This window comes from Vibrio tapetis subsp. tapetis (assembly GCF_900233005.1).
Classification (GTDB): Bacteria; Pseudomonadota; Gammaproteobacteria; order Enterobacterales; family Vibrionaceae; genus Vibrio; species Vibrio tapetis.
This window is the reverse complement of the sequence record NZ_LT960611.1, coordinates 3,222,517-3,245,521: the sequence shown is the minus strand read 5'-3', so window position 1 is coordinate 3,245,521 and position 23,005 is coordinate 3,222,517. Positions and strand designations below refer to the sequence as shown.

Sequence of the window (23,005 nt, the reverse complement as noted above, 5' to 3'; positions counted from 1 at the left end):
CTATTTCTTCTTCGCATTAGCAAACGCCGCAGCAAATGCGCCACCCATTGGGGTGTTCGACGAATCTTGGCGATTTTGATTGCGCGCATTGTCTCTTGAAGCTTGCTGGCGCGGTCTTTGGTTTTGCGTAGGTCGTTCATTACTACCACGTTGGCTGCGGTTATCTTGAACGGGTTCATCAGTCAGACGCATGGTAAGCGCAATTCGCTTACGTTGTGCATCTACTTCCATTACCTTAACCTTTACAATATCGCCCGCTTTTACCACTTCACGAGGGTCGGATACATAGCGATCCGTTAGTGCGGAAATATGCACTAAACCATCTTGATGCACGCCGATATCAACAAAGGCACCAAAGTTGGCAACGTTAGAAACCACGCCTTCTAAAACCATGCCGATTTCTAAGTCAGAAACCTTGTTAACCCCATCAGCAAAGGTGGCGGTTTTAAATTCAGGACGAGGATCTCGACCTGGTTTGTCCAATTCCTTGATGATGTCGGTGACGGTAGGTAAGCCGAAAGTATCATTGATGTAGTCAACGGCTTTCAAGCCTTGTAGGAACTGACTGTCACCAATTAGCCCTTGAACTTTTTTACTGTTCTTTTCTGCAATGGCTTTAACGACAGGGTAAGCTTCAGGGTGCACAGATGAGGCATCAAGAGGGTTTTTACCATCCATGATACGTAAGAACCCAGCACATTGTTCAAATGCTTTTGGCCCCAAACGTGCCACTTTTTTCAGTGTGGTACGCGCTTCAAAGCGACCGTTATCATCGCGATAGTTCACGATGTTTTGTGCCATGGTGGTTGATAGGCCTGCGACACGGGTTAATAGCGCAGCAGAGGCGGTATTCACATCCACACCAACGGCGTTTACACAGTCTTCGACAACGGCATCGAGTCTTTTCGCCAGCATGCTTTGGCTAACATCGTGTTGGTATTGGCCCACACCGATGGATTTAGGGTCAATTTTCACCAGTTCTGCCAGTGGGTCTTGTAGCCTGCGAGCAATAGAGACGGCGCCCCGCAGCGATACATCCATATTAGGGAATTCATTGGCGGCTAGTTCAGAAGCAGAGTAAACCGATGCTCCGGCTTCGCTCACAATGATTTTTTGAGTGTTGAGGCTGGCACGCGTGATGACATCAGCAACAAAGGTGTCGGTTTCACGTGAGGCCGTCCCATTACCAATCGCCACCAAATCGACATTGTATTTCTTAATCATTTGCTCTAGAACATGAGCTGATTTGTCGTATTGCTTTTGTGGTGGGTGAGGGTAAATGGTTTCTGTTGCCAGTACTTTACCAGTTGAATCGACCACGGCTATTTTTGAACCCGTACGCAAGCCTGGGTCAAGACCTAAGGTGGCACGAGGACCAGCAGGTGCTGCCATGAGCAGGTCTTTTAAGTTGGTCGCGAACACTTCAATGGCTTCAATTTCAGAGCGCTCTTTTAGTGCGCCCATTAATTCCGTTTCCATGTGCATAGAAACTTTAATGCGCCATGCCCAACTGATCACCAACTTACGCCATGTGTCAGCAGGTGCTTGGCTCAAGTGAATACCGTAGTGTTGCGCGATAATTTCTTCACAGTATGACCCACGAGTTCCGGGTTCTTGGCTAGGATCGGCGTTCATTGCCAGCTGTAAAAAACCTTCATTGCGGCCGCGCAGCATGGCAAGAGCACGGTGCGATGGGACTCGGTTGATGGCTTCATCATGCTCAAAGTAGTCTTTAAATTTCTCGCCTTGTTGTTCTTGGCCTGCCACAACCCGAGAGCTCAAAAAGGCATTCTTATTGAGATAAATACGCACTTTTTCTAATAAGTTCGCATCTTCTGCAATGCGTTCCATGATGATAACGCGAGCGCCATCTAATGCGGCTTTGGTATCAGTAATGCCTTTGTCTGCATTAACGTATTTGTCGGCTTCACTTTCAGGAACCGTTTGAGGTGTATTCCAAAGCGTGTCGGCTAGAGGCTCTAAACCGGCTTCAATGGCAATTTGGCCTTTAGTTCGGCGTTTAGGCTTATAAGGCAAATACAAATCTTCAAGACGGGTCTTACTATCGGCACCGTTTATCTCGGCTTCAAGTTCAGAGGTGAGCTTACCTTGTTCTTGAATCGATTTAATGATGGTTTGGCGGCGATCGCTTAGCTCACGTAAATAGGCTAGGCGACTGTCTAACGTACGCAGCTGCGTGTCATCAAGCCCCCCCGTTACTTCTTTTCGGTAACGAGCGATAAATGGAACGGTGTTACCGTCATCAATAAGGGTTACAGCAGCATTAACTTGCTCAGGGCGAACATTAAGTTCTTGAGCAATCAGTTGGCAAATCGCTTGGCTCATCCGTGTCTTCTCTATAATTCAGTATTGGCCGAGGGTTTATGGGTCATTAAACATCGGCTATTTGTTGTTAAATATGGGGGCGTGTCGGTCAATTTCAATTGATGCATTATCACCTTACGCTTACTTATCTTAGGTTTAAGTTAACATTTGCAGGTAAAAATTCTGTAAAAATCACCAAGGTAAGCGAAACTTAATTAATTCAGCACACTCATATTCATGCATACCGACTATTCGTGATTAGGAAATAGAATGAAAAAAACGTCTGTTCTTTTGGCTATTATGGCCGCTACCAGTTTCTACTCGCCTCTCTCTATGGCAAGTGATTCATTCACCACCCAATCACCTGCTTATACGCTTGATAATAAAATCGTGCTAGGTCGATTAGAGAATGTGTACTTCTCGGGTATCGAAGGGGTATCAAGCGTACCGTTTATGGGCAAAATTGATACTGGAGCAGACACGACGTCAATTCATGCGGATAACATTCATGTAGAAAGTACGAACCCGAAATATAAAGGGTTAACCGATCTGGCTTTAATGAAACAGATAGTTGAAGACCTCGGTGCGTTTGAGGAAGGCAGCGAATGGAGAATGCCATATGATACGGCTCCATCTCGCGATATTCGTGGCCTTGTGCATTTTACCTTGCACCACCCACATACAGATGAACTGATAAAGGTAACACGTCCCTTGGCTCGCATGAGTGTGATCCGCAGCCGCAGCAGCAGTGAACCTATGTACCGCCCGGTGGTTTCTATGCCGTTGACTATTGCAGGCCGAACCATTGAAACTGACGTAAATCTTACTGACAGGAGTCATTTCTCTGCACCTATTTTAGTCGGTAAAAGCTTACTCAAACAGCAAGCATGGGTGTTTGCTGGATACGACTATTTGCAAGAGCAACCAACGGCACAAATTATTGGCCGAGATGAAGACGTCACGATTGAAGATTTACATATGAATGCGAGCTTTTCATTGGCAAATCGATACAGCAATTTGCATGCAGAAAATATTAAAATTAGTCACAAAGATAAGCAGGTTTCATTTGATTTAGTGGGTAAAGATGGCGAAAAGAAACCGCTAGATCTTCCATTAATCAGGATGCTCAAAGTCAGTGGCGAAGAGCGGCCATTGGTGTACGTGCCAGTTACGTTTAATCAAGATGAAGAGCGCTACTTATTAGTCTATTTAAATGATCGTTCGGATAGCAACAGTCAACTTCGAGTAGGACAAGACAGCTTAAGTCAGTTCTTTATGCTTGATGCGAGTAAGAGTGGAACAAGCAGCACACAAAGTGTTGAACAAAGAATGAAGAAAAACCCACCTTTGATTCTATCTCCAAAGGAGCATTTAGCCGTTGATGGTGTGCGTGTTGTGGCTGAACCTTCATTAGTGACTAATACCCCGTTATTAAAAGTCTCTAGCTTTAAAGTGACGGCGCAAAAAGGCCGAGATGATGTGACGTATACTTTTACCGATAACCAAGGTGAAGATCATGAAGTGACCAAGCCATTGGTGAAAACGCTGACGGTGGGTGACGATGTTCGCCCTGTGGTTGAGGGCGAAGTGGAACTGGCCGGTAAATCACAAACCATTGAGTTTGGCTTAGAAGTACTGGATGACAAAGAGGGGGATGAAGTTGAATTTGTGATTGGCAGAGCCATGTTAGAAGACAATGTGTTGATTAATACACGTGCCGATCATTTGCTCGATGCAGAGCCATTATTTAGAGCCGGCTATATTGAAAACGCCATCGTAGCCGGGCTTACTTTTCCGGTAAAACTAGACACTGGCGCCGATGTTAGTTCAATGAATGCTCTCAACATCAAGCGTTTTGAAAAAGACGGCAAATCTATGGTGTCGTTTACCTATCAAAATGATCTTGGCCAGAAAAAACAGATGACTCGAGAAGTGGTTGACGAAATGCGAGTTCGAGCACGAAAAGGCGAAAAAGCGATGCCAAGACCCGTGGTTGAAATGAGCGTGAAAATAGGTGATTTAGAACAAACCGTGCGCGTAAATCTGCAAGATCGATCTCGTTTCCATTACAGCATGATTTTAGGTAAGAATTTCCTTAAGCATGGTGCAGTCGTTAGCAGTGATGAGAAATTCCTGCTGGGAGAGTAGGGAAAATAAATACAGAATCCACTTTGCCCACTAGAGGCGGTTACTGTGCTTAAAGCCTAAAGCCTAAAGCCTAAAGCCTAAAGCCTAAAGCCGCCTTCAATCTAGTATGTAATACTATTCACAAACCACTCTTTCTCACCATCAGGAGTGCGAACCGTGAATTCATCATCGATTTCTTTTTTGAGTAGTGCGCGCGCCATCGGAGAGTCGATAGAGACATAGTCTTTTACTCCACCATAAATTTCATCAGGGCCGACGATGCGGAATTTTTTCACATCACCCTGTTCATTTTCAATCTCAACCCACGCTCCAAAGAAGACTTTGCCTTCTTGTTGGGGCGAGTAATCCACCACTTTAACTTGTTCTATTCGTTTTCTTAGGTAACGAACGCGGCGGTCGATTTCACGTAAGCGCTTCTTATTATATTGATAATCAGCGTTTTCGGAGCGATCCCCTAGGCTGGCTGCCCAAGTGACTTTTTTCGTTACTTCGGGCCTGTCTTCACGCCATAGGAAGTTGAGTTCTTTAGTGAGGCGTTCGTAGCCTTCGCGGGTGATGATATTGGTTTTCATACAAAAGTGGCTACGCCAAAATAAAAGAATACTGAGCTTGTTATACCAATAAGTGCCACAAAAAACACCTCTGTTATCTCGTTCTGGTGGTGCGATAATTGAGATAGTGAATAGAATCGACTAAAAAGAAATAAACGCTAACAATTAATTGCATGACTTCCATGCAACTAATGTTACATTTTAATCCTCATAATAGTTTTAGCAGGTAATGGTACATGCAAGAGAACTTTAAAATTCTAGTAGTTGATGACGACGCACGTCTTCGTTCGTTGTTGGAGCGTTATTTATCGGAACAGGGATTCCAAGTTCGAAGTGTTGCAAATAGTGAGCAAATGGACCGCCTGCTAACACGTGAAAACTTCCACCTAATGGTGTTGGACTTAATGCTACCGGGCGAAGATGGCTTATCGATTTGCCGTCGTTTGCGTAGTGCTAATAATACGCTGCCAATTTTGATGCTGACGGCGAAAGGCGATGAAGTCGACCGTATCGTGGGCTTAGAAGTGGGTGCAGATGATTACTTGCCAAAACCATTTAATCCACGTGAATTGCTTGCTCGTATTAAAGCGGTTCTGCGTCGCCAAACGATTGAAGCGCCAGGTGCTCCAAGTGCTGAAGACACGGTGATTGAATTTGGCGAGTTTAGCTTAAATCTTGGCACACGTGAGATGTTCCGTAATGAAGAGCCAATGCCACTGACTTCTGGTGAATTTGCGGTATTGAAAGCGCTGGTTACTAATGCGCGTGAACCTATGTCTCGTGATAAGCTGATGAACATGGCTCGTGGCCGTGAATATTCCGCAATGGAACGCTCGATTGATGTTCAAATCTCTCGTTTACGCCGTATGCTTGAAGAAGACCCAAGTCGCCCTCGTTATATTCAAACGGTGTGGGGTTTAGGTTACGTTTTTGTTCCTGATGGGAAAGAGGCGTAGAATCGATTAAGGGCTGCAGGACGAACTTCGTTCTACTGGTTACAGGAATAGGTCATAAAACAGGGCGACTGAGTTGACTCAGCCGTCGCCTTGATTAACCTGTAACCTGTAACCTGTAACCTGTAACCTGTAACCTGTAACCTGTAACCTGTAACCTATAACCTATAACCTATAACCTGTAACCTCAACCGGTACCCCCCATGCGCTTACGCCTTCGAAGCTCTCGTACTCAAAGCATCTTTCTATTTCTCACGCTATTACTAGCAAGCCAAGTTTTTTCCTATTACGCCGTGTTTAACTATGCGTTGTTGCCGAGCTTGCAGCAATTTAATCGTATTTTGGCTTATGAAATGAACGTGGTGCTTGATGAAAGCATGCGACTTGAAGATGAGGTGGCAATGTATGCCCCGCTTCGGCGTAAACTGCTCGAACAGTTAGGAGTGAGTGTTCATACTCGTGATGAGCCGATCATTGCTGAGTATGATAAGGCCACCAGCATAGACTTAATGAGCGAACAAATGAGTGATGCCTTGGGTTCCAATACCGAAGTTCGCTTAGCGCTGGCAGCAGAAAGTTACGTGTTGTGGATGGATATCGAAGCGATGCCGAGTTCGTTAATTCGTGTGCCTTTATCTGAACTGCAAGAAGAAGATTTTACTCCGCTGTTTCGAAATAGCCTTATTGGTGCCTTGCTGATTGTATTAGGTGGCTGGTTATTTATTCGAATTCAAAATCGACCGTTGATGGACTTAGAAAGCGCGGCGAGAAAAGTGGGTAGAGGAGAAATCCCAGACGCACTTCCTGAGCGTGGCGCCAGTGAAATACGAGCAGTAAGCCAAGCATTCAATCAAATGTCGCGTGGCATACAAGAGCTAGAAGAAGACAGAGCACTTTTGATGGCAGGCATCAGCCACGATTTACGAACCCCTCTGACTCGTATTCGTTTAGCTACGGAAATGATGTCGCCAGAAGATGGTTATTTGGCTGAAGGCATTATTAAAGATACCGAAGAGTGCAACGAAATCATCAGCCAGTTTATGGACTATTTGAAGCCTGTCGATGCCAATAGCTTTGAAGCGGTGTGCCTCAATGATATCGCCAGCGATGTTGCCAGTGCAGAGGGTGGCTATGAAATCCAGATTGAAGAAGCATTGGCTAACTTAAAACACCCGGTACTTGGTAACCCAATCGCGATTAAACGTGCAGTGAGCAATTTGGTGGTCAACGCCATTCGCTACGGTAACGGCTGGTTGAAAATCAGTACAGGGGCCACGGTAGACAATAAATTGGCTTGGGTATGTGTTGAAGACAACGGCCCGGGTATTGATAAATCTCAACTGAGTAAACTGTTTGAACCGTTTACCCGTGGCGATACGGCTCGTGGCTCGGAAGGGACAGGGCTAGGTTTAGCGATTGTTAAGCGGATCGTCAGCCAGCATAACGGCTCACTTGTTGTGAATAATCGCAGCGAAGGTGGATTGAAAGTGCAGATCAGTTTTCCTACTGAGATAAAGAGGAAAGGAAGTTAAAGGCAGAGGGTTGCAGGACGGACTTATGTCCTACAGGTAACAGGTAACAGGTAAAGACGGGAAAGCGTTGACAGGGGCTACTTTAGACCAAAAAATAACCCGTAACCCGTAACCCGTAACCCGTAACCCGTAACCCGTAACCCGTAACCCGTAACCCGTAACCCGTAACCCGTAACCCGTAACCCGTAACCCGTAACCCGTAACCCGTAACCCGTAACCCGTAACCCATCACGCACTCGCATACACATTCCTATCCCCCAACCACCTATCAATAATCGCCTGAGCACTTTTCGGATGCTGTTCGTGAATATGACGAGCCATCCGCTGAATTTCGGGTATCAAGCGTTGGTCGCGAACTAAATCGGCAATTTTGAAGTCTGCTAGGCCAGTTTGTTTGGTGCCGAGTAACTCGCCGGGGCCTCTGATTTCCAAATCTCGCTGTGCAATGACGAACCCATCGTTACTTTCTCTTAAAACGCCTAACCGCTTTTGCGCTGTTTTAGATAATGGCGCGTGGTACAGCAATACACAATGGCTAGCGACTTGACCTCGACCCACACGGCCGCGAAGTTGGTGGAGTTGGGCTAAACCTAATCGCTCTGGGTTTTCAATGATCATCAGGCTGGCATTTGGCACATCTACGCCAACTTCGATAACCGTTGTAGCAACCAATAAGTGTAATTCATTGGCTTTAAACTGCGCCATGATGGCTTGTTTCTCTGCTGGTTTCATTCGGCCGTGCACTAAGCCAATCTTTAGTTCTGGTAGTTGCAGTTTTAACTCTTCTGCGGTGTCTGCCGCCGCTTGCGCTTCCAAAACTTCTGACTCATCAATTAACGTACACACCCAATAAGCTTGTTTACCATCAAGACAGGCGCTGCGAACGCGTTCAATGATGTCTTTTCTACGAGTATCAGGAATCGCGACGGTTTGAATCGGCGTTCGTCCCGGTGGCAACTCGTCAATGACGGATGTTTCCAAATCAGCGTAGGCCGTCATGGCCAGCGTTCTTGGAATAGGTGTGGCAGTCATGATCAATTGATGAGGGAAGAAGCCTTGTTTCACGCCTTTCTCTCGAAGCTCTAATCGCTGGTGGACACCAAATCGGTGCTGTTCATCAATGATAACCAAAGCAAGGTTATGAAATTCGACATGCTCTTGAAACAATGCGTGAGTGCCCACCACCATTTGTGCTTCACCACTGGCGATGTTGGCGAGCTCGGCTTCTTTGGCTTTGCCTTTTAATTTACCCGCGAGCCAACCTACCTTGATTGGCTGGCCGTTGAGTTCGATATTACCCAACCAGTTGGAAAAATTAATCGCATGTTGCTCTGCTAATAATTCCGTTGGCGCCATTAACGCAACTTGATGGCCGTGCTCTAACGCCCGAAGCGCGGCGAGGGCAGCAACCAAGGTTTTACCCGAACCGACATCACCTTGCACCAATCGCATCATAGGGTGAGGCTTCGCTAAGTCTGTTTCAATCTCATTAACCACTCTTGATTGAGCGCCGGTTGGGCTAAAGGGCAATTGGCTTAGAAGCTGCGGTTTCAGTTTATCGACAGGAGCCAACGATAAAGCGGCTTCTTTCTGGCCTTGACCTCGAACGGCTAACATAGACAAATTTTGAGCCAGCAGCTCTTCAATGATCAGTCGTCGTTGAGCAGGGTGTTGACCTGCATCGAATGCTTCTAAGTTCACCGTTGGTGGTGGTCTGTGGATGGTATGCAGCGCTTCTGCCATGGTAATTTGATGATTATACAAACCAGAGGGTAATAGCTCATTAACGGCCATCTTATCCAGCAAACTAAGCGCTTGGTCGGTTAGATTACGTAGCGTTAATTGCCGTAATCCATCCGTCGTCGGGTAGACAGGCGTTAAGCTTGGTTCTGCATCCGGTTTTTTATTTGGGGAGTTAAATTTGTAGTCAGGGTGAACAATCTCTAACCCATAACCCCCCCGCTTAATTTCCCCATAGGCATGAACGGTTTTACCTGTGGCGAAGTTGTTTTTCATCCCTGCGGTAAAGTTGAAAAATCGCAGCGTAATAGTGCCGTTACCATCGCTAATTTTGACCGCTAGCATTTTGCGCTTACCAAACAGTGTTTCTGCGCTCATCACTTGACCTTGCACCGCAGCCCAAAGACCTGGATGCAATTGAGCGACCGGATAAACACGAGTCCGATCTTCGTAGCGAGAAGGTAAATGGAATAGCAGATCTTGAACACTATTAAGCCCAACTTTAGATAACTTCTCTGCGACTTTAGCCCCCACGCCAGAAAGCTCGGTGAGGGGAATAGCAGATAAAAGCTGGGACATGGCAGAGGCCTTAAAGTGATGACAAGATTTAAAGACCTAGTTTGAAAGGAAAAATGTTGAAGTGCAAGGGGGTTTTGTGGAGGAGCAGGGCGATTATAGGTAACAGGTAACAGGTAACAGGTAAGAAAAGCATTGACAGCTGTGGCTATAGGATAAAAAGAGGCTGTAACAGATTCTGTGTAACTGCCATTTAGTTAACGTGTTTATCGAGACGTTCCTCGAACTCGATAATAAACCGACTCATAGCCTGACGCCAGTTTTGAATGGGCATCGTCCATTTCTTGCTGGCGTCTTTGATTGCTAAGTACACCATTTTGGTTGCGGCCTCATCGTTAGGGAAGATCTTCCGCTTTTTTAGTGCTTTACGGATCACGCTATTGAGAGACTCAATAGCATTGGTTGTGTAGATGGCTCTACGGATATCTTCTGGGTAGTTGAAGAGCGTGTTGAGGTTCTGCCAGTGATTGCGCCAGGACTTAGATATTTGCGGATATTGCCCATCCCAGACTTCGCCAAAGCGCTCCAGTTCGAGTAGAGCCTCATCTTCTGTAGTAGAGCGATACACTCGTTTCAGGTCGGCAGTCACCGCCTTATAGTCTTTCCAAGACACATACTTCAATGAGTTCCGCACCATATGGACGATACAAAGCTGAATATGCGTTTGGGGGAAGACAGTATTGATAGCGTCAGGAAAGCCCTTCAATCCATCTACACACGCAATAAGGATATCTTCAACACCACGTTGATTGAGTTCAGTTAGAACACTCAGCCAAAACTTAGCCCCCTCGTTTTCGGCTATCCACATGCCCATTAGCTCTTTCTGACCATCGGTGTTAATACCTAAAGCAAGGAAAATCGACTTATTGATGATACGCTTGTCTTGACGGATCTTGACCACAATACAATCGAGATAAACGATAGGATAAATGGCATCGAGTGGCCTTGATTGCCACTCCACTATTTCTTCTATCACCGCATTTGTGACGCGCGATACGAGGCTGGGTGATATCTCCGCACCGTACCACTCATCGAAAGCGTTTACGATGTCGCGCGTACTCATTCCTTGGGCGTAGAGCCACAAGATTTTGTCATCCATAGAGGTAAATCGTGATTGGTGTTTTTTGACTAGCTTGGGGTCAAACGAGCCAAGGCGATCCCGAGGTGTATCGAGTTCAAACTCGCCATCTTCGGTTTTTACGCGTTTGCTACTCTTTCCATTGCGGCTATTATTCGATCTAGAGGGTTGGTGTTTTTCATAGCCAAGATGCTCATCCATTTCCGCATTGAGTGCGGCCTCAACCGTAATTTTTTTCAGCATTTGGCTGAACTCAGTTAAGTCCTCAGGGGTTTTAATTCCTTTTGCTGCTTCCTTGGCGAAAGCTTCAAGCTCTTTCTTGTTCATATTGCCTATCCTTAGCCTTTAAGGCTTAGTTTAGGCAATTACACAGAAATTGAGACAGTCTCGATAAAAAGTAACCCGTAACCCGTAACCCGTAACCCGTAACCCGTAACCCGTAACTTATTTCCTCTGCATCTCCGCCCACCACGCTTCATCAGCAACCACTTGGCCTTGCTCATCAATACGTGGGTAAGGGAGGTTTTTGCGTTTAGCAACGCGCGCAAGCACAGGATGACCGCGTTCGAATAACAAGCGATGGACGTATTCTTCAGGTAAAGAAGTTTTCTCTTTATCGTACATGCCGGCGTTTTGGCGTTGGCGCTGGGCTTCAAATAAGATCAAAGCACTGGCGACCGAAACATTAAGAGACTGCACCATACCAACCATCGGGATGATGATGTCTTGATCCGCGAGCTCAAGTGCGTGTTTGGATATGCCGTGCTTTTCTCCACCCAAGATAATTGCCGTCGGCTTGGTGTAGTCGATTTCACGAAAATCAACGGCGCTATCAGATAAGTTGGTGGCCAAGATCTGCATACCTTGGTTCTTGAACTCAGTAACGGCAGAATCAATGTTTTTATGGGTATCGACTTCAACCCAATTACGTGCGCCGGCAGAGGTGTGACTAAGGGTACGCATTTGTTCGCTTGGCCAAACCGCATGGACTTTGTGAACACCGACAGCATCGGCAGTACGTATAATCGCTGAAACATTATTTGGCTTGTGCACTTCTTCTAAACACAGGGTTAGATCAGTTTGACGAGCTTTTAGAACCGTTTGGATACGTTGGTAACGTTCAATATTCATAATGGTTTTAATATAATAAATAACAAAAAATGAGCAGAAAAAAGGCCCTGAATTCAGAGCCTTTTATAACGTAAATGTGTCACTAATGCCTACGGCGACGAACTTTTGTCGCGTGTGGCATGACGCGAATGCGCTTCATGATACTGGCTAAGTGCACGCGGTCTTTTGCGGTAAGTAGCACAGTGATCGTATATAAGCGGCCGTCTTTCTCTTCAGTCGTGATGCCATGAATATTGGAACCCGTCTGAGAGATAACATTGGTTAACGCCGCGAGTGCACCTTGGTGATTCTGCATATCAATTTGCAGTTCACTGATGAACTCTTGATCATAATCTTTCGACCATTCGACCGCCATGTACTTGTCTGGTTCGCGTTGGTAACCACGTACATTCGGACAAGTTTCACGGTGAACCACTAAACCACGGCCCGGTGAAACATGGGCAATAATGTGATCATCCGGAATAGGGTGACAACACTTAGCAAAGGTCAGCAAGATACCTTCGGCGCCACGAATCGGCAGCTTTTTCTTCGAGCTGTCACTTTCAGATCCAGCAAGCTCAGTAAGTTCATCGACATCGCCAAGCAATCGGCGTGCAATGACAATACTCATCAATTCGCCAAGGCCAATGGATGCAAGCAAGTCGTCAAACGTCTGAATGCGCAGTTCAGCGATAACATGGTCGATATTGCTTTGTTCAATATCAGAAATAGATTGCTCACCTAATGCATGATTGAGCAAGCGACGACCTAAGGTGACGGATTCTTCACGGCGCATGGTTTTAAGAACTTGGCGGATCTTAGTACGAGCGCGAGAAGTCACCACATAGTTCAACCATGCAGCATTCGGCCTAGCACCTGGTGCACTGATGATCTCAATCGTTTGACCATTCTTAAGCGCTTTACTGAGCGGATAAGGATTACGGTCTACTCGAGCACCCACACACATGTTGCCGACATCAGTATGTACGGCATAAGCGAAATCAACCGCGGTTGCGCCGACGGGTAATTCGACGATACGGCCTTTTGGCGTAAATACGAAAATTTCGTCAGGGAATAGGTCGGATTTTACGTTCTCGATAAACTCAAATGAGTTGCCAGCACTTTGCTGTAACTCAAGTAAGCTTTGCATCCAACGCTGAGCTTTAACTTGCGCGGTTGTGCCAGAACGTTCGCCATTGGTTTTGTAAGACCAATGTGCCGCGACACCTTTATCTGCCATTTGATCCATGTCTTCAGTACGGATCTGAACTTCAACAGGCACACCATGAGGGCCGACCATTGAAGTGTGCAAAGACTGATAGCCATTGGCTTTAGGTACCGCGATATAATCTTTCATCTTACCAGGGCGGGGTTTGTACAAGCTATGCACTTGCCCTAGAACGCGGTAACACATGTCGGCACTTTCGACCACAACACGGAACGCGTAAATATCCATAATGGTGTGAAAACGCTGCTCTTTGGTCTTCATCTTGTTATAGATAGAGAACAGGTTTTTTTCACGGCCAAATACCCGAGCTTCTAGATCGACTTCTTCTAAGCGGCCGGAGATCTCGGAGTGGATACGTTGAATGATTTCTTTACGGTTACCGCGAGCCGTTCGCACGACTTCTTTTAATACGCGATAACGGTTTGGATAGAGGGCTTCAAAACCGAGCTCTTCTAATTCAACCTTGATGTTGTGAATACCGAGGCGGTGCGCCAAGGGTGCATAGATCTCAAGCGTTTCTCTCGCAATACGACGTTTTTTATCCGGACGAAGTGCGCCAAGCGTTCGCATGTTGTGCGTGCGGTCGGCCAGCTTGATCAGAATTACGCGGATGTCTTGCACCATAGCAAGCACCATTTTGCGGAAGTTTTCGGCTTGAGCTTCTTTGCGATCGCGGAATTTAAGCTTATCCAGCTTTGATACACCATCGACCAGCTCTGCTACCGTGGTTCCAAACTGCGCTTCCAATTCTTCTTTGGTTGTCTCGGTATCTTCAATAACGTCATGCAGCAGGGCTGCCATTAGGGTTTCGTTATCAAGGCGCATTTCTGCGAGGATACGTGCAACAGCGACAGGGTGAATAATATACGGTTCGCCGGTGGAACGGGTTTGCCCTTCATGGGCGTCTCTTGCTACCACATAAGATTGACGCAGAGCCTCAAGTTGAGGCTCTGTTAGGTATTCTTGGGCAACGTCTTTAAGGCTTTCAAAAAGATACAAATTATAGGCCCAGCTTTAACGCTATTTAACGATTAACGGGTGTGAGCAATGCTGCTTACTGCTGCAAGCTCTGCCGCATCTTGTTCTTGTTGCTCTTGACGTGCACGAGCATCCAGTACTTCTTTAGTGATAAGACCTTCTTCGATTTCGCGCAATGCGATAACGGTAGGCTTATCGTTCTCTTCAGGCACTAGTGAATCTTTGCCGCCAGTTTGCATTTGACGAGCGCGACGAGCCGAAATTAGAACTAGGTCGAAACGGTTGCCAACTTTTTCAACAGCGTCTTGAACAGTTACGCGTGCCATGAGAACTCCAATATTGTAATAAAATTTGATATGACGAGAAATTATACAGCTTAAATGGCTATTCTGCCAATAGCGCAGTTAGCATGCTGTTGTATTTTGTCGCCTGTTTGTCTTGCTTTAATCGCTCGGCACGCAGAATCGCTTTAAAATCGATGACTGCTGTATCGAAATCGTCATTAATGATGACATAGTCATATTCATTGTAATGAGAGATTTCAGATTGTGCTTCGTTCATTCGTTTTGCAATCACTGTCTCGCTATCTTGGCCGCGTGCATTTAAACGACGTTCAAGTTCTTCTTTCGAAGGAGGCAGGATGAAAATACTTTTTGCGAGTGGCATTTGCTCACGTATTTGGCGAGCGCCTTGCCAGTCTATATCTAAAAAGACATCAATGCCTTTGTCTAGATTTTCTTCAATCCAAGGGCGTGAAGTGCCGTAGTAATTTCCGAATACTTCTGCGTACTCAAGGAAAGCACCTAATTCGATGTGTTCTTCAAATTTGTCTTTGCTAACAAAATGGTAATGAACACCATCTTCTTCACCCGGACGCATGCCGCGAGTAGTATGCGACACCGATACTTTCATTGCGTACGTTGGATTTTTTTCCAATAGCGATGAAATTAAGCTCGATTTACCTGCGCCACTAGGTGCAGAGACGATGTATAAAGTACCTTTGCCCATGGTATTTCCACTCGTGGTTTGACTGTTTTGGTGCTGAACTCGTAAGACAACAGCAAAACTAATGCTTAAAAAATGGGGCGAAAGGATAGCATTTTTTGCAGCTTTTCTACAATCAAATAAAGAAAAGGGGCGTAATGCCCCTTTTAAAATTTGATTTCTAGTCACTATTGTTCAGGGAAAATGGATTTAAGTTTTCGGTAATCCATGGTTTTTCCATTAAACAATAGCTCTTGAGTGAGTTCATTGAAGTCACGACCTTGCTCGTAGAGAGGTTGTGCCCAGTCTTCATTGCAATTCGACTCCTGAAGGGTAATGGTATCTTCGCCAATTACTTGGCACGATATTAGTTCTCCAGTACTAGACTCAAGTTGAATAAATTTATTTTTATGTATCCAGTTGAATCGACTACCTGAAGAATGGCTAGCAAACCCTTCGTAGTTGCTGGTAAGCATGGACTGCCCACTAAACCAAGGTGCACTTCCTCCTAACCATTCCAAAATTGTAGGGGCAACATCTCTCTGTGATGCAGATTGATCCAAGTTCTTAATAGGGATACTTCCATCAGTAGCATACATTAAAAACGGAATCGATATTACCGATAGCCCACCTTCAGTTGTGATCTTCGATGTATGGTCAGACATGAGGACGACCAGAGTTGGCTTCTTAACTAACGCATTTAATTTAGGAATAAATCTTGACAGCTCGTCATCTGAGTGCTTCAACACACTGCGTCGAGTACTAGCTAATGTATCATTCCCGTACTTGTATTCTGCCCATTCCGGGACGACGACACCATGTTGAGTATTGGTGTTTATCGTAATCATGAAAGGCTTTTCTGGGGCCGAGTTTTGTAAGCTATTAATTTTATCTAAAGTAAATTTGAATATACTGTCATCAAAATATCCCCAGCGGTTCATATCAGAATCGAAAGAATAGTCGGTTTTACCATATGAGTGCGTAAAACCAATCGATTGAGCGTATGAACCTACAACTCCCATACCACTACCTTGGATGAAATGTGTACTCCAACCTTGATCGTTCAACATATGCGGCAAACAGTGATAATGTTCATTTTGTAGCTGAGTATTCGCCACTATGCCACTAGTAGGGTTGTCGTACGAACACAAGCCAGCAAACATGCCCTGAACAGTCCGGTAGCCATTAGCATACATCGCTTTTGTTGTTAGAGATGACTTCCGTAACTCATCGAAATAAGGAGTTGCATTTGTATGACCAGTGTAACTCGCCATATCAATAGATGCCCAGCTTTCCATTAGGACAAAGATTATGTTGGCATGTTTTAGATTATCTAAGTCAATCTTTTGTGATTGAAGTTGAGCTTGATATAATTCAGAAAGAATAGCTGGACTCGCTGATTTAGTGAGTTTTTGTGCTGCTTCAGAGCTTCCTATGTAAAGATAATAAGTGATGCTATATGGTGCATTCCAAGTGATATAAGCATGATCATTTTTACCAATTTTATAGGCACTCATCGGTGATTGAGGGTGGTCATGCCACCCTCCTCGTACTGCAAGGACTGTAATTGATAGCCAGGTTAGAGTTGTTAGTATAAAACGGACAACAGGAAGCTTTTTCTTTCCGACAGTACTAAGAGGTAATCGTATAATTATAAAGGTTGCTACAGCGCATAGTAAGAAAGCTGTTAGAGCGACTAGCGAATGGCCTTGTATTGCAGTAAGAAGAAGCTCTGACTCTGAACCTGATGCAGTGAATACTTCATAAGTAACATGTTTGCCTGACTCATTTGAGTAGATCACATCAGCAGCTGTTGTGCCTATAATCCAGAATGCTCCCCCAGTTAGCCAAACCTTAATAAAGGTTTGCAATTCGATTTTAAAATAATGCAAAACAACGCAGGTTAGAATTACTGGAGTCGCGATTACAGCGGTTATAGTGGCATCAAACCGGGTACCATAAAACAGTGCCCAGAGGCCTTCAGAGCTGATTAAAGACAACGGGGTAGAATAGCCCATCGTAAGAAAAATCACCTTACTGACAAATGAGCTAAAGAAAAGAGTGATGAATATTAGGACGATGTTCGTGATCATAATTCGTTATCTAGTTAATTGTTTGGAAGTAGCGGCAGCGATGCTTTTGATAGAAATTCCTCTAATCTCATCTTTTTCAGAAAAGATGGTAATTGAATCGTCTCTATTCGGTGACCACTCCTGATAGTTGACGGGATCAGGGTTATATAAGCCGACAATTTTTTTGTTTAATCCGTTTGCGATGTGAATAATCGAGGTATCGACAGAGACAACGACAGTGGCAAAGCGTAGTAGCTCTATCGCATCGTAAATTGTTGAGCCGTCTGTATCGATAAAGCAAAAATCACCAAATTCTTTAAGCAATGGTGCTAATGAACCTTGCTCGGATGGTGGGCATATTAGCAATATAGCTAAAGAGCTATGTTCTTCTTTCAGTAGACGGATTAGTTTTGCGACTTGCTCTATTGGGAGCTGGCGATTGCGAGAACTACCAAAAGGATTGATAGCAACAACGAGTTTACCTTGCAAATTGATTTGATTAGAAATTCGTCGCGATATTTGAGGGCAGTTAGGGACTATATAATCGGTCTTAATATTATCAATGTTGAGTAATTCAAGAATTGCGCGATATTTTGAAGAAAAATGTTGCTCAAGCATAGTCTGGTTTAGATTTATGTTTACTAGCTTTACGCCATCATCAAGGCCAACAATGTTCCTAGCCTTTACTCTATTCAAGAAGTAGAGATCTTTCATTTTTAAAATTTTAGAAAGATGAATCACGATATCAGCGCTTTCAAATTGTTTGGCCAGCTTGCTAAGATCGCTATAAGAAGGTCTTTTTTTACTAATGTGAACAGCATCAACAGCAAAATGGGTTTTGTAGAGCTCGGAAAGAGCTTGAGTGGTAATTACTTGAACTTTTGATTCAGGATAGGCTTTCTTTAATTCTCTAAAGAAAAAAGAGGAAACGATCGAATCACCTATTTTTGCATCCCAACGAACGACGACAATGTTATTTGCGCTAGGTTTTTTGTCGGTTTCGATAGTGTTACGATCAAAAAGAAAAATACCAAACTTACGGCGAATTAAGTCTCGAGACAACCGCACTCTGTCGATAGTTCTTCTAAAAATACTTTTACTCATTGTAGGTGTCTGCATTCCGATGGTGAATGTAGCAGGGAGCACTTCATACATTCCCTGCTCGAGATGCGGTGCTATTCAATATTCTGAATTTGCTCACGCATTTGCTCAATAAGCACTTTAAGCTCAACGCCTGATGCGGTGATGTCTGTGCTGATAGACTTAGAAGCCAGCGTGTTTGATTCGCGATTGAATTCTTGCATCATGAAGTCAAGCTTACGACCACAAGCGCCGCCTTTCTTCAAAATGTTATTTGCTTCTTTTACGTGAGAATCTAAACGGTCTAGCTCTTCAGCGACATCAGATTTTTGAGCAAGTAGAATCAGTTCTTGTTCTACGCGAGTCGCTTCTAATTCAACTTTTGCATCTTCAAATTTAGTCATTAGGCGCTCACGCTGCCACACTAGGATTTCTGGCATACGAGCACGCACTTTAACAACTTGCTCTGTAATGGCATCTAAGCGAGTCACGATAAGATCTTTCATGTTTTCGCCTTCGCGACCACGGGCTTCAATAAAATCAGCCAAACCTTCGTTGAAACCTTCAAGCAGTGCTTTGTTTATCGCGTCCATATCTTGCTCTGGTGTTTCCATCACGCCGGGCCAGTTCATTACTTGGAATGGATTAAGACGGCTTTCTTCACCCGTTAAACTCATTACTTGGTTAGCGGCGTTGATCACTTGCTTTGCTAAGTCTTGATTAATGTTTAGCTCGCCTTTTGCTGCAGGGTTCGCTTCAAAGCGCAGGTGACATTCCACTTTTCCGCGAGCTAGGCGTTTACGGAAACGATCACGAAGGATGGGTTCTAAACCACGAAACTGCTCAGGTAGGCGAAAATAGGTTTCTAGGTAGCGTTGGTTTACTGAGCGAATTTCCCATACCGCGCTACCCCAGTCGCCTTTGATTTCTTTACGTGCATAAGCAGTCATGCTGTAGATCATTTAAAATATCCTTGGTTCACATTTGGTGAAAATTTGACTGGCGATATGTTAGCACGCGGGAAGGGGAGAATACAGAATTCGCTCGACGGCCCACTTCGATTTTAGCTTTTAGTACTTCGCTTTTCGCCCGTAGCTTTTAGTACTTCGCCCTTAGTACTTCGCTTTCCTTTATTCTTCCGTTATAATCTTGCTCCAATCTGAAACACCCAATCCAGCTACCATAGGTAAAGCCAATGCGCCCAAGCGAAAGAAGTGCCGAACAAGTTCGTCCGATAAAAATTACCCGCAATTACACTGCGTATGCTGAAGGTTCAGTCTTGGTTGAATTTGGTAACACCAAAGTACTTTGTAACGCAACGGTAGAAGAAAACGTACCGCGTTGGTTGAAAGGAAAAGGCCAAGGCTGGGTAACAGCTGAATACGGCATGCTGCCACGTGCAACGCACACTCGTAATCGTCGTGAAGCAGCGAGTGGCAAGCAAGGCGGTCGTACTATGGAAATCCAACGTCTTATTGCTCGTAGCTTACGTGCAGTGGTTGATTTGGAAGCCATGGGTGAGTTCATGGTAACGGTAGACTGTGATGTAATCCAAGCAGACGGCGGTACTCGTACTGCTTCTATTTCTGGTGCAAGCGTTGCAATGGCAGACGCATTCCAACACTTGATTGACCAAGGTAAAATGAAAAAGAACCCAATGAAAGGGCACGTTGCTGCTGTTTCTGTTGGTATTGTTGACGGTGAAGCATTATGTGACCTTGAATACGTTGAAGACTCAGCGGCAGGCACAGACATGAACGTGGTAATGACAGAAGACGGTCGCATGATTGAAGTGCAAGGCACAGCAGAAGGCGAACCGTTTACCCACGATGAGTTACTTGAATTGTTGGCCCTGGCGAAATCGGGGATCGACTCTATCGTAACAACGCAGAAGAAAGCGTTAGAAAATTGATTTGATGAATAGCTCCTTTTGAAGGGGCTATTTTTTTAGATAAGAAAGGCTTGAGGCACAAGGCTGAAGGCAATAGTTAAAAGAATTAGAGAGAGTGATATGAAAACATACCAGCGTGAGTTTATTGAATTTGCATTAGAAAAAGAAGTACTGAAGTTTGGTTCATTTACTTTGAAATCAGGCCGTACTAGCCCTTACTTTTTTAACGCTGGATTGTTTAATACCGGTTCTGACCTTGCGAAGCTTGGCCGTTTTTACGCAGCAGCATTATCAGACTCTGCTATCCAGTTTGATGTTTTGTTTGGCCCTGCATACAAAGGCATTCCAATTGCAACGACAACAGCGGTAGCTCTGGCTGATCACTATGATATCGATACGCCTTACTGCTTTAATCGTAAAGAAGCGAAAACGCACGGTGAAGGCGGCAGCTTAGTCGGTAGCGAACTGGAAGGTCGCATCATGCTGGTTGATGACGTGATCACGGCAGGTACAGCCATTCGTGAATCAATGGAAATCATTAAAGCAAACGGCGCTGATTTGGCTGGTGTTCTAGTTGCTATTGACCGCCAAGAAAAAGGCAAAGGCGAATTGTCTGCGATTCAAGAAGTAGAACGTGACTTTGGCTGTGCGGTTATTTCAATCGTGAGCCTAACAGACCTTATCTCTTACCTTGAAGAGAAAGGCGATAACACTGAGCATCTAGAAGCCGTGAAAGCATACCGTGCAGAGTATGGGATTTAGGAAAAGCAGGCCGCTTTGCTTAAGAGGCATAAGGCTGAAGGCATAGGGCTCAAATAAAAAAGACAGCATTTGCTGTCTTTTTGTTTTTGGGCTGGTATTTTTCCGCCTTCCGCCTTCCGCCTTCCGCCTTCCGCCTTCCGCCTTCCGCCTTCCGCCTTCCGCCTTCCGCCTTCCGCCTTCCGCCTTCCGCCTTCCGCCTTTACGGCCTTTTATCATCATAAAGCCTACCGCGCTCACTACCATCATGCATGGTTTTGAAACGGCGGTGCATCCACATGTATTGGTCAATACCGCGAAGAATCACTTTTTCAATCGCACGGTTCATGACGATAGCGGCGCCTTCTGGGTCTTTTGTTGGAAATTCACTGCTCAAGTCATTATCAACCTCTAAACAGTATTTGTTTCCTGTTCGTACGCTTGAACCAGTAATAACTGCACACTTACCTTTATCGACCAGAAACCCGGTTCCAGCCGGAGAGCATGCTTTCTCAAACGCGAAAAACGGAACATAAACAGAATTGGTGCTGCCGTAGTCCTGATCGGGTAGATACCATAACCGACCGCCTTTTCTTAGCAAGCGAACCATGCCACGAATGTCTTCTCGGTCAATCAAACTATTGCCGAAAGCAGTTCTTCTCCAGCACTGAATGAATTCAATGGCCGGGTTTTCATGGGGACGGTAAACACCAAAACCAGATGCACCGACAAGTGTGAATGCACGGCTGGTTATTTCAAGGTTAAGCATATGAGTACAAACAACAAGAACACCTTTTTTTTGTTGTTCAAGGTCCGCTAGATGTTGTGCATTTTTAAAGGTAATTAGTCGCTTAAAGCGCCAGGTTGGCCAAAACCAAGCGATGCCAGTTTCTATTAAGGCTAATCCAGTATTCTTGTGTACTTCATCGGATATCCGCTGTTTTTCTACATCTGGCATCTCTGGGAATGCCAATTCAAGGTTGCGTTGGATAATATGCGATCGTTTTTTTATTAACGGAGTGACAGCCTTACCAAGCCCTCGTCCAATGACTTTGAGAATTGAGTACGGGAAAATAGTAACAGTCAGGGCTAACAGGCCAAACCCAACCCAAACGCCCCAGTATTTAGGGTGGCTAATATGAGAGGTTTTATTTTTTGTCATAGATTTCTCGTTCTATTTCTTTAAGTCCAAGTTGGGCTTGCACTCTTTTGGCCTTGATTGTGTCTGCAAAAATCTCGTCGTTGATAGTCTCTCTCTCAAGGATCCTGTGATAAAGGTGGAGTTGGACTGCTTTATAAAAAAGTGGCACGTTTTTAAGCCCAATAAGAGATAAGCGGTAGTCTACGTCGGTATCCTCACCTACTGCAGCTGCCTCATATCGCATGTCGAAGCCGTTAACTTTAACAAGGTCAGACTTATATAAAGAAAAATTACAGCCAACAATGCCTTTAGGCTTAGATGTCACCAACAATTTTCTCATCAACTTGGAAGTTACGCGAAACCCTTTTTCAAGGTTCTTTCCTTTTTCTTTCTGAGAGCCTCTCCCAAAAATATAGTTCCGCATTAATGCCCACCGGTTGTCATGGAAAAAGTTCTCCGGGGATGACGACTGCATAAATTTTTGAGTTGCAATTTCGGATAAATCCACTCTTCGTCCGCACATGACAGAGTTTGGTTTTCTGGATAAAAAATGATCTTCAATGAAGTGCTGTTGAGGAATGCAATCACCATCGATAAAGATCAAATAATCACTTTCTGACGCCAAGACGGCATGGTTTAGAATGCGATTCTTACGAAAGCCGCTGTCTTCATGCCAAACATGTTTGATGGTAAATGGCTGGCTTTCCATAGCGGCACGAATAAAATCTACAGCGTCGGGCTTAGAACCATCATCAGCAATAATCACCTCAAAGCACTGTATAGATTGAGCTGCGAGTGACTGAAAGATCAGGTCTAGTGCAGTGATATTGTTATAAAACGCGATTATCAGCGTTACTTGTGGTTTATTGTTCTTCATAAG

Annotated in this window: 18 protein-coding genes; 5 read left to right on the top strand and 13 right to left on the bottom strand. The window is 44.8% G+C overall.

The window, feature by feature from the left end; all coding sequences use genetic code 11:
• Positions 1-2,346, bottom strand: a complete 2,346-nt coding sequence (locus tag VTAP4600_RS14535) for a Tex family protein (RefSeq protein WP_102523450.1) — start codon at positions 2,344-2,346, stop codon at positions 1-3.
• 249 nt (positions 2,347-2,595) lie between these two features.
• On the opposite strand from VTAP4600_RS14535, the gene VTAP4600_RS14530 reads away from it, so the two are divergent.
• Positions 2,596-4,473 carry a putative ATP-dependent zinc protease gene (locus tag VTAP4600_RS14530; protein WP_102523449.1) on the top strand — a complete coding sequence of 626 codons (1,878 nt, stop codon included), beginning with the start codon at positions 2,596-2,598 and terminating at the stop codon, positions 4,471-4,473.
• 101 nt (positions 4,474-4,574) lie between these two features.
• Here VTAP4600_RS14530 and greB read toward each other — a convergent pair whose 3' ends face one another.
• Positions 4,575-5,045 carry a transcription elongation factor GreB gene (gene greB, locus VTAP4600_RS14525; RefSeq protein ID WP_102523448.1) on the bottom strand — a complete coding sequence of 157 codons (471 nt, stop codon included), beginning with the start codon at positions 5,043-5,045 and terminating at the stop codon, positions 4,575-4,577.
• Between the two features lie 215 nt (positions 5,046-5,260).
• Between greB and ompR the strand changes: the two genes are divergently transcribed.
• A complete protein-coding gene (gene ompR / locus VTAP4600_RS14520; protein WP_102523447.1) occupies positions 5,261-5,980 on the top strand; it encodes an osmolarity response regulator transcription factor OmpR in 720 nt (239 codons plus the stop codon).
• A 200-nt stretch (positions 5,981-6,180) separates the two neighbouring features.
• Positions 6,181-7,509 (top strand): two-component system sensor histidine kinase EnvZ, encoded by a 1,329-nt coding sequence (gene envZ, locus VTAP4600_RS14515; protein ID WP_102523446.1) that lies wholly within the window; start codon positions 6,181-6,183, stop codon positions 7,507-7,509.
• Positions 7,510-7,737: 228 nt separating this feature from the next.
• Here the strand turns inward: envZ and recG are convergent, their stop codons facing one another.
• The 9 genes from recG to VTAP4600_RS14470 form a co-directional block, all read right to left on the bottom strand.
• On the bottom strand, positions 7,738-9,828 hold the full coding sequence (gene recG / locus VTAP4600_RS14510) for an ATP-dependent DNA helicase RecG (protein WP_102523445.1): 2,091 nt from the start codon (positions 9,826-9,828) through the stop codon (positions 7,738-7,740).
• 190 nt (positions 9,829-10,018) lie between these two features.
• Entirely contained in the window at positions 10,019-11,230 is a 1,212-nt protein-coding gene (locus tag VTAP4600_RS14505; RefSeq protein WP_102521929.1) for an IS256 family transposase, read from the bottom strand.
• Positions 11,231-11,347: 117 nt separating this feature from the next.
• On the bottom strand, positions 11,348-12,034 hold the full coding sequence (trmH, locus tag VTAP4600_RS14500; protein WP_102523444.1) for a tRNA (guanosine(18)-2'-O)-methyltransferase TrmH: 687 nt from the start codon (positions 12,032-12,034) through the stop codon (positions 11,348-11,350).
• 82 nt (positions 12,035-12,116) lie between these two features.
• Entirely contained in the window at positions 12,117-14,240 is a 2,124-nt protein-coding gene (gene spoT, locus VTAP4600_RS14495) for a bifunctional GTP diphosphokinase/guanosine-3',5'-bis pyrophosphate 3'-pyrophosphohydrolase (protein ID WP_102523443.1), read from the bottom strand.
• 32 nt (positions 14,241-14,272) lie between these two features.
• Positions 14,273-14,545, bottom strand: a complete 273-nt coding sequence (gene rpoZ, locus VTAP4600_RS14490; protein WP_102523442.1) for a DNA-directed RNA polymerase subunit omega — start codon at positions 14,543-14,545, stop codon at positions 14,273-14,275.
• Positions 14,546-14,603: 58 nt separating this feature from the next.
• Positions 14,604-15,227: a guanylate kinase gene (gmk, locus tag VTAP4600_RS14485; RefSeq protein WP_102524008.1), complete on the bottom strand. Its 624-nt coding sequence runs from the start codon at positions 15,225-15,227 to the stop codon at positions 14,604-14,606.
• Positions 15,228-15,391: 164 nt separating this feature from the next.
• Positions 15,392-17,221 carry an LTA synthase family protein gene (locus VTAP4600_RS14480; RefSeq protein ID WP_102523441.1) on the bottom strand — a complete coding sequence of 610 codons (1,830 nt, stop codon included), beginning with the start codon at positions 17,219-17,221 and terminating at the stop codon, positions 15,392-15,394.
• Between the two features lie 81 nt (positions 17,222-17,302).
• A complete protein-coding gene (locus VTAP4600_RS14475; RefSeq protein WP_172443126.1) occupies positions 17,303-18,379 on the bottom strand; it encodes a glycosyltransferase family 9 protein in 1,077 nt (358 codons plus the stop codon).
• Positions 18,380-18,450: 71 nt separating this feature from the next.
• On the bottom strand, positions 18,451-19,317 hold the full coding sequence (locus tag VTAP4600_RS14470) for a YicC/YloC family endoribonuclease (protein ID WP_102523439.1): 867 nt from the start codon (positions 19,315-19,317) through the stop codon (positions 18,451-18,453).
• A 233-nt stretch (positions 19,318-19,550) separates the two neighbouring features.
• Here VTAP4600_RS14470 and rph point away from each other — a divergent pair, with 233 nt between their 5' ends.
• A complete protein-coding gene (rph, locus tag VTAP4600_RS14465) occupies positions 19,551-20,267 on the top strand; it encodes a ribonuclease PH (protein WP_102523438.1) in 717 nt (238 codons plus the stop codon).
• A 99-nt stretch (positions 20,268-20,366) separates the two neighbouring features.
• Positions 20,367-21,008, top strand: a complete 642-nt coding sequence (pyrE, locus tag VTAP4600_RS14460) for an orotate phosphoribosyltransferase (protein ID WP_102523437.1) — start codon at positions 20,367-20,369, stop codon at positions 21,006-21,008.
• Between the two features lie 199 nt (positions 21,009-21,207).
• Here pyrE and lpxL read toward each other — a convergent pair whose 3' ends face one another.
• Both lpxL and VTAP4600_RS14450 read right to left on the bottom strand, forming a co-directional pair.
• Positions 21,208-22,146, bottom strand: coding sequence for an LpxL/LpxP family Kdo(2)-lipid IV(A) lauroyl/palmitoleoyl acyltransferase (gene lpxL, locus VTAP4600_RS14455; RefSeq protein ID WP_102523436.1), 939 nt, complete (start codon positions 22,144-22,146; stop codon positions 21,208-21,210).
• Entirely contained in the window at positions 22,133-23,002 is an 870-nt protein-coding gene (locus VTAP4600_RS14450) for a glycosyltransferase (RefSeq protein WP_102523435.1), read from the bottom strand. Before VTAP4600_RS14450 ends, lpxL begins: the two co-directional genes overlap by 14 nt.
• Between the last annotated feature and the right edge of the window lie 3 nt (positions 23,003-23,005).

Coding starts and splice junctions, on each gene's coding strand:
- VTAP4600_RS14470 (WP_102523439.1), bottom strand. CDS start 19,317: ATGATCTACAGCATGACTGCTTATGCACGTAAAGAAATCAAAGGCGAC.
- VTAP4600_RS14530 (WP_102523449.1), top strand. CDS start 2,596: ATGAAAAAAACGTCTGTTCTTTTGGCTATTATGGCCGCTACCAGTTTC.
- trmH (WP_102523444.1), bottom strand. CDS start 12,034: ATGAATATTGAACGTTACCAACGTATCCAAACGGTTCTAAAAGCTCGT.
- rph (WP_102523438.1), top strand. CDS start 19,551: ATGCGCCCAAGCGAAAGAAGTGCCGAACAAGTTCGTCCGATAAAAATT.
- lpxL (WP_102523436.1), bottom strand. CDS start 22,146: ATGACAAAAAATAAAACCTCTCATATTAGCCACCCTAAATACTGGGGC.
- envZ (WP_102523446.1), top strand. CDS start 6,181: ATGCGCTTACGCCTTCGAAGCTCTCGTACTCAAAGCATCTTTCTATTT.
- VTAP4600_RS14475 (WP_172443126.1), bottom strand. CDS start 18,379: ATGAGTAAAAGTATTTTTAGAAGAACTATCGACAGAGTGCGGTTGTCT.
- VTAP4600_RS14480 (WP_102523441.1), bottom strand. CDS start 17,221: ATGGGCTATTCTACCCCGTTGTCTTTAATCAGCTCTGAAGGCCTCTGG.
- ompR (WP_102523447.1), top strand. CDS start 5,261: ATGCAAGAGAACTTTAAAATTCTAGTAGTTGATGACGACGCACGTCTT.
- VTAP4600_RS14505 (WP_102521929.1), bottom strand. CDS start 11,230: ATGAACAAGAAAGAGCTTGAAGCTTTCGCCAAGGAAGCAGCAAAAGGA.
- recG (WP_102523445.1), bottom strand. CDS start 9,828: ATGTCCCAGCTTTTATCTGCTATTCCCCTCACCGAGCTTTCTGGCGTG.
- rpoZ (WP_102523442.1), bottom strand. CDS start 14,545: ATGGCACGCGTAACTGTTCAAGACGCTGTTGAAAAAGTTGGCAACCGT.
- VTAP4600_RS14450 (WP_102523435.1), bottom strand. CDS start 23,002: ATGAAGAACAATAAACCACAAGTAACGCTGATAATCGCGTTTTATAAC.
- gmk (WP_102524008.1), bottom strand. CDS start 15,227: ATGGGCAAAGGTACTTTATACATCGTCTCTGCACCTAGTGGCGCAGGT.
- VTAP4600_RS14535 (WP_102523450.1), bottom strand. CDS start 2,346: ATGAGCCAAGCGATTTGCCAACTGATTGCTCAAGAACTTAATGTTCGC.
- greB (WP_102523448.1), bottom strand. CDS start 5,045: ATGAAAACCAATATCATCACCCGCGAAGGCTACGAACGCCTCACTAAA.
- pyrE (WP_102523437.1), top strand. CDS start 20,367: ATGAAAACATACCAGCGTGAGTTTATTGAATTTGCATTAGAAAAAGAA.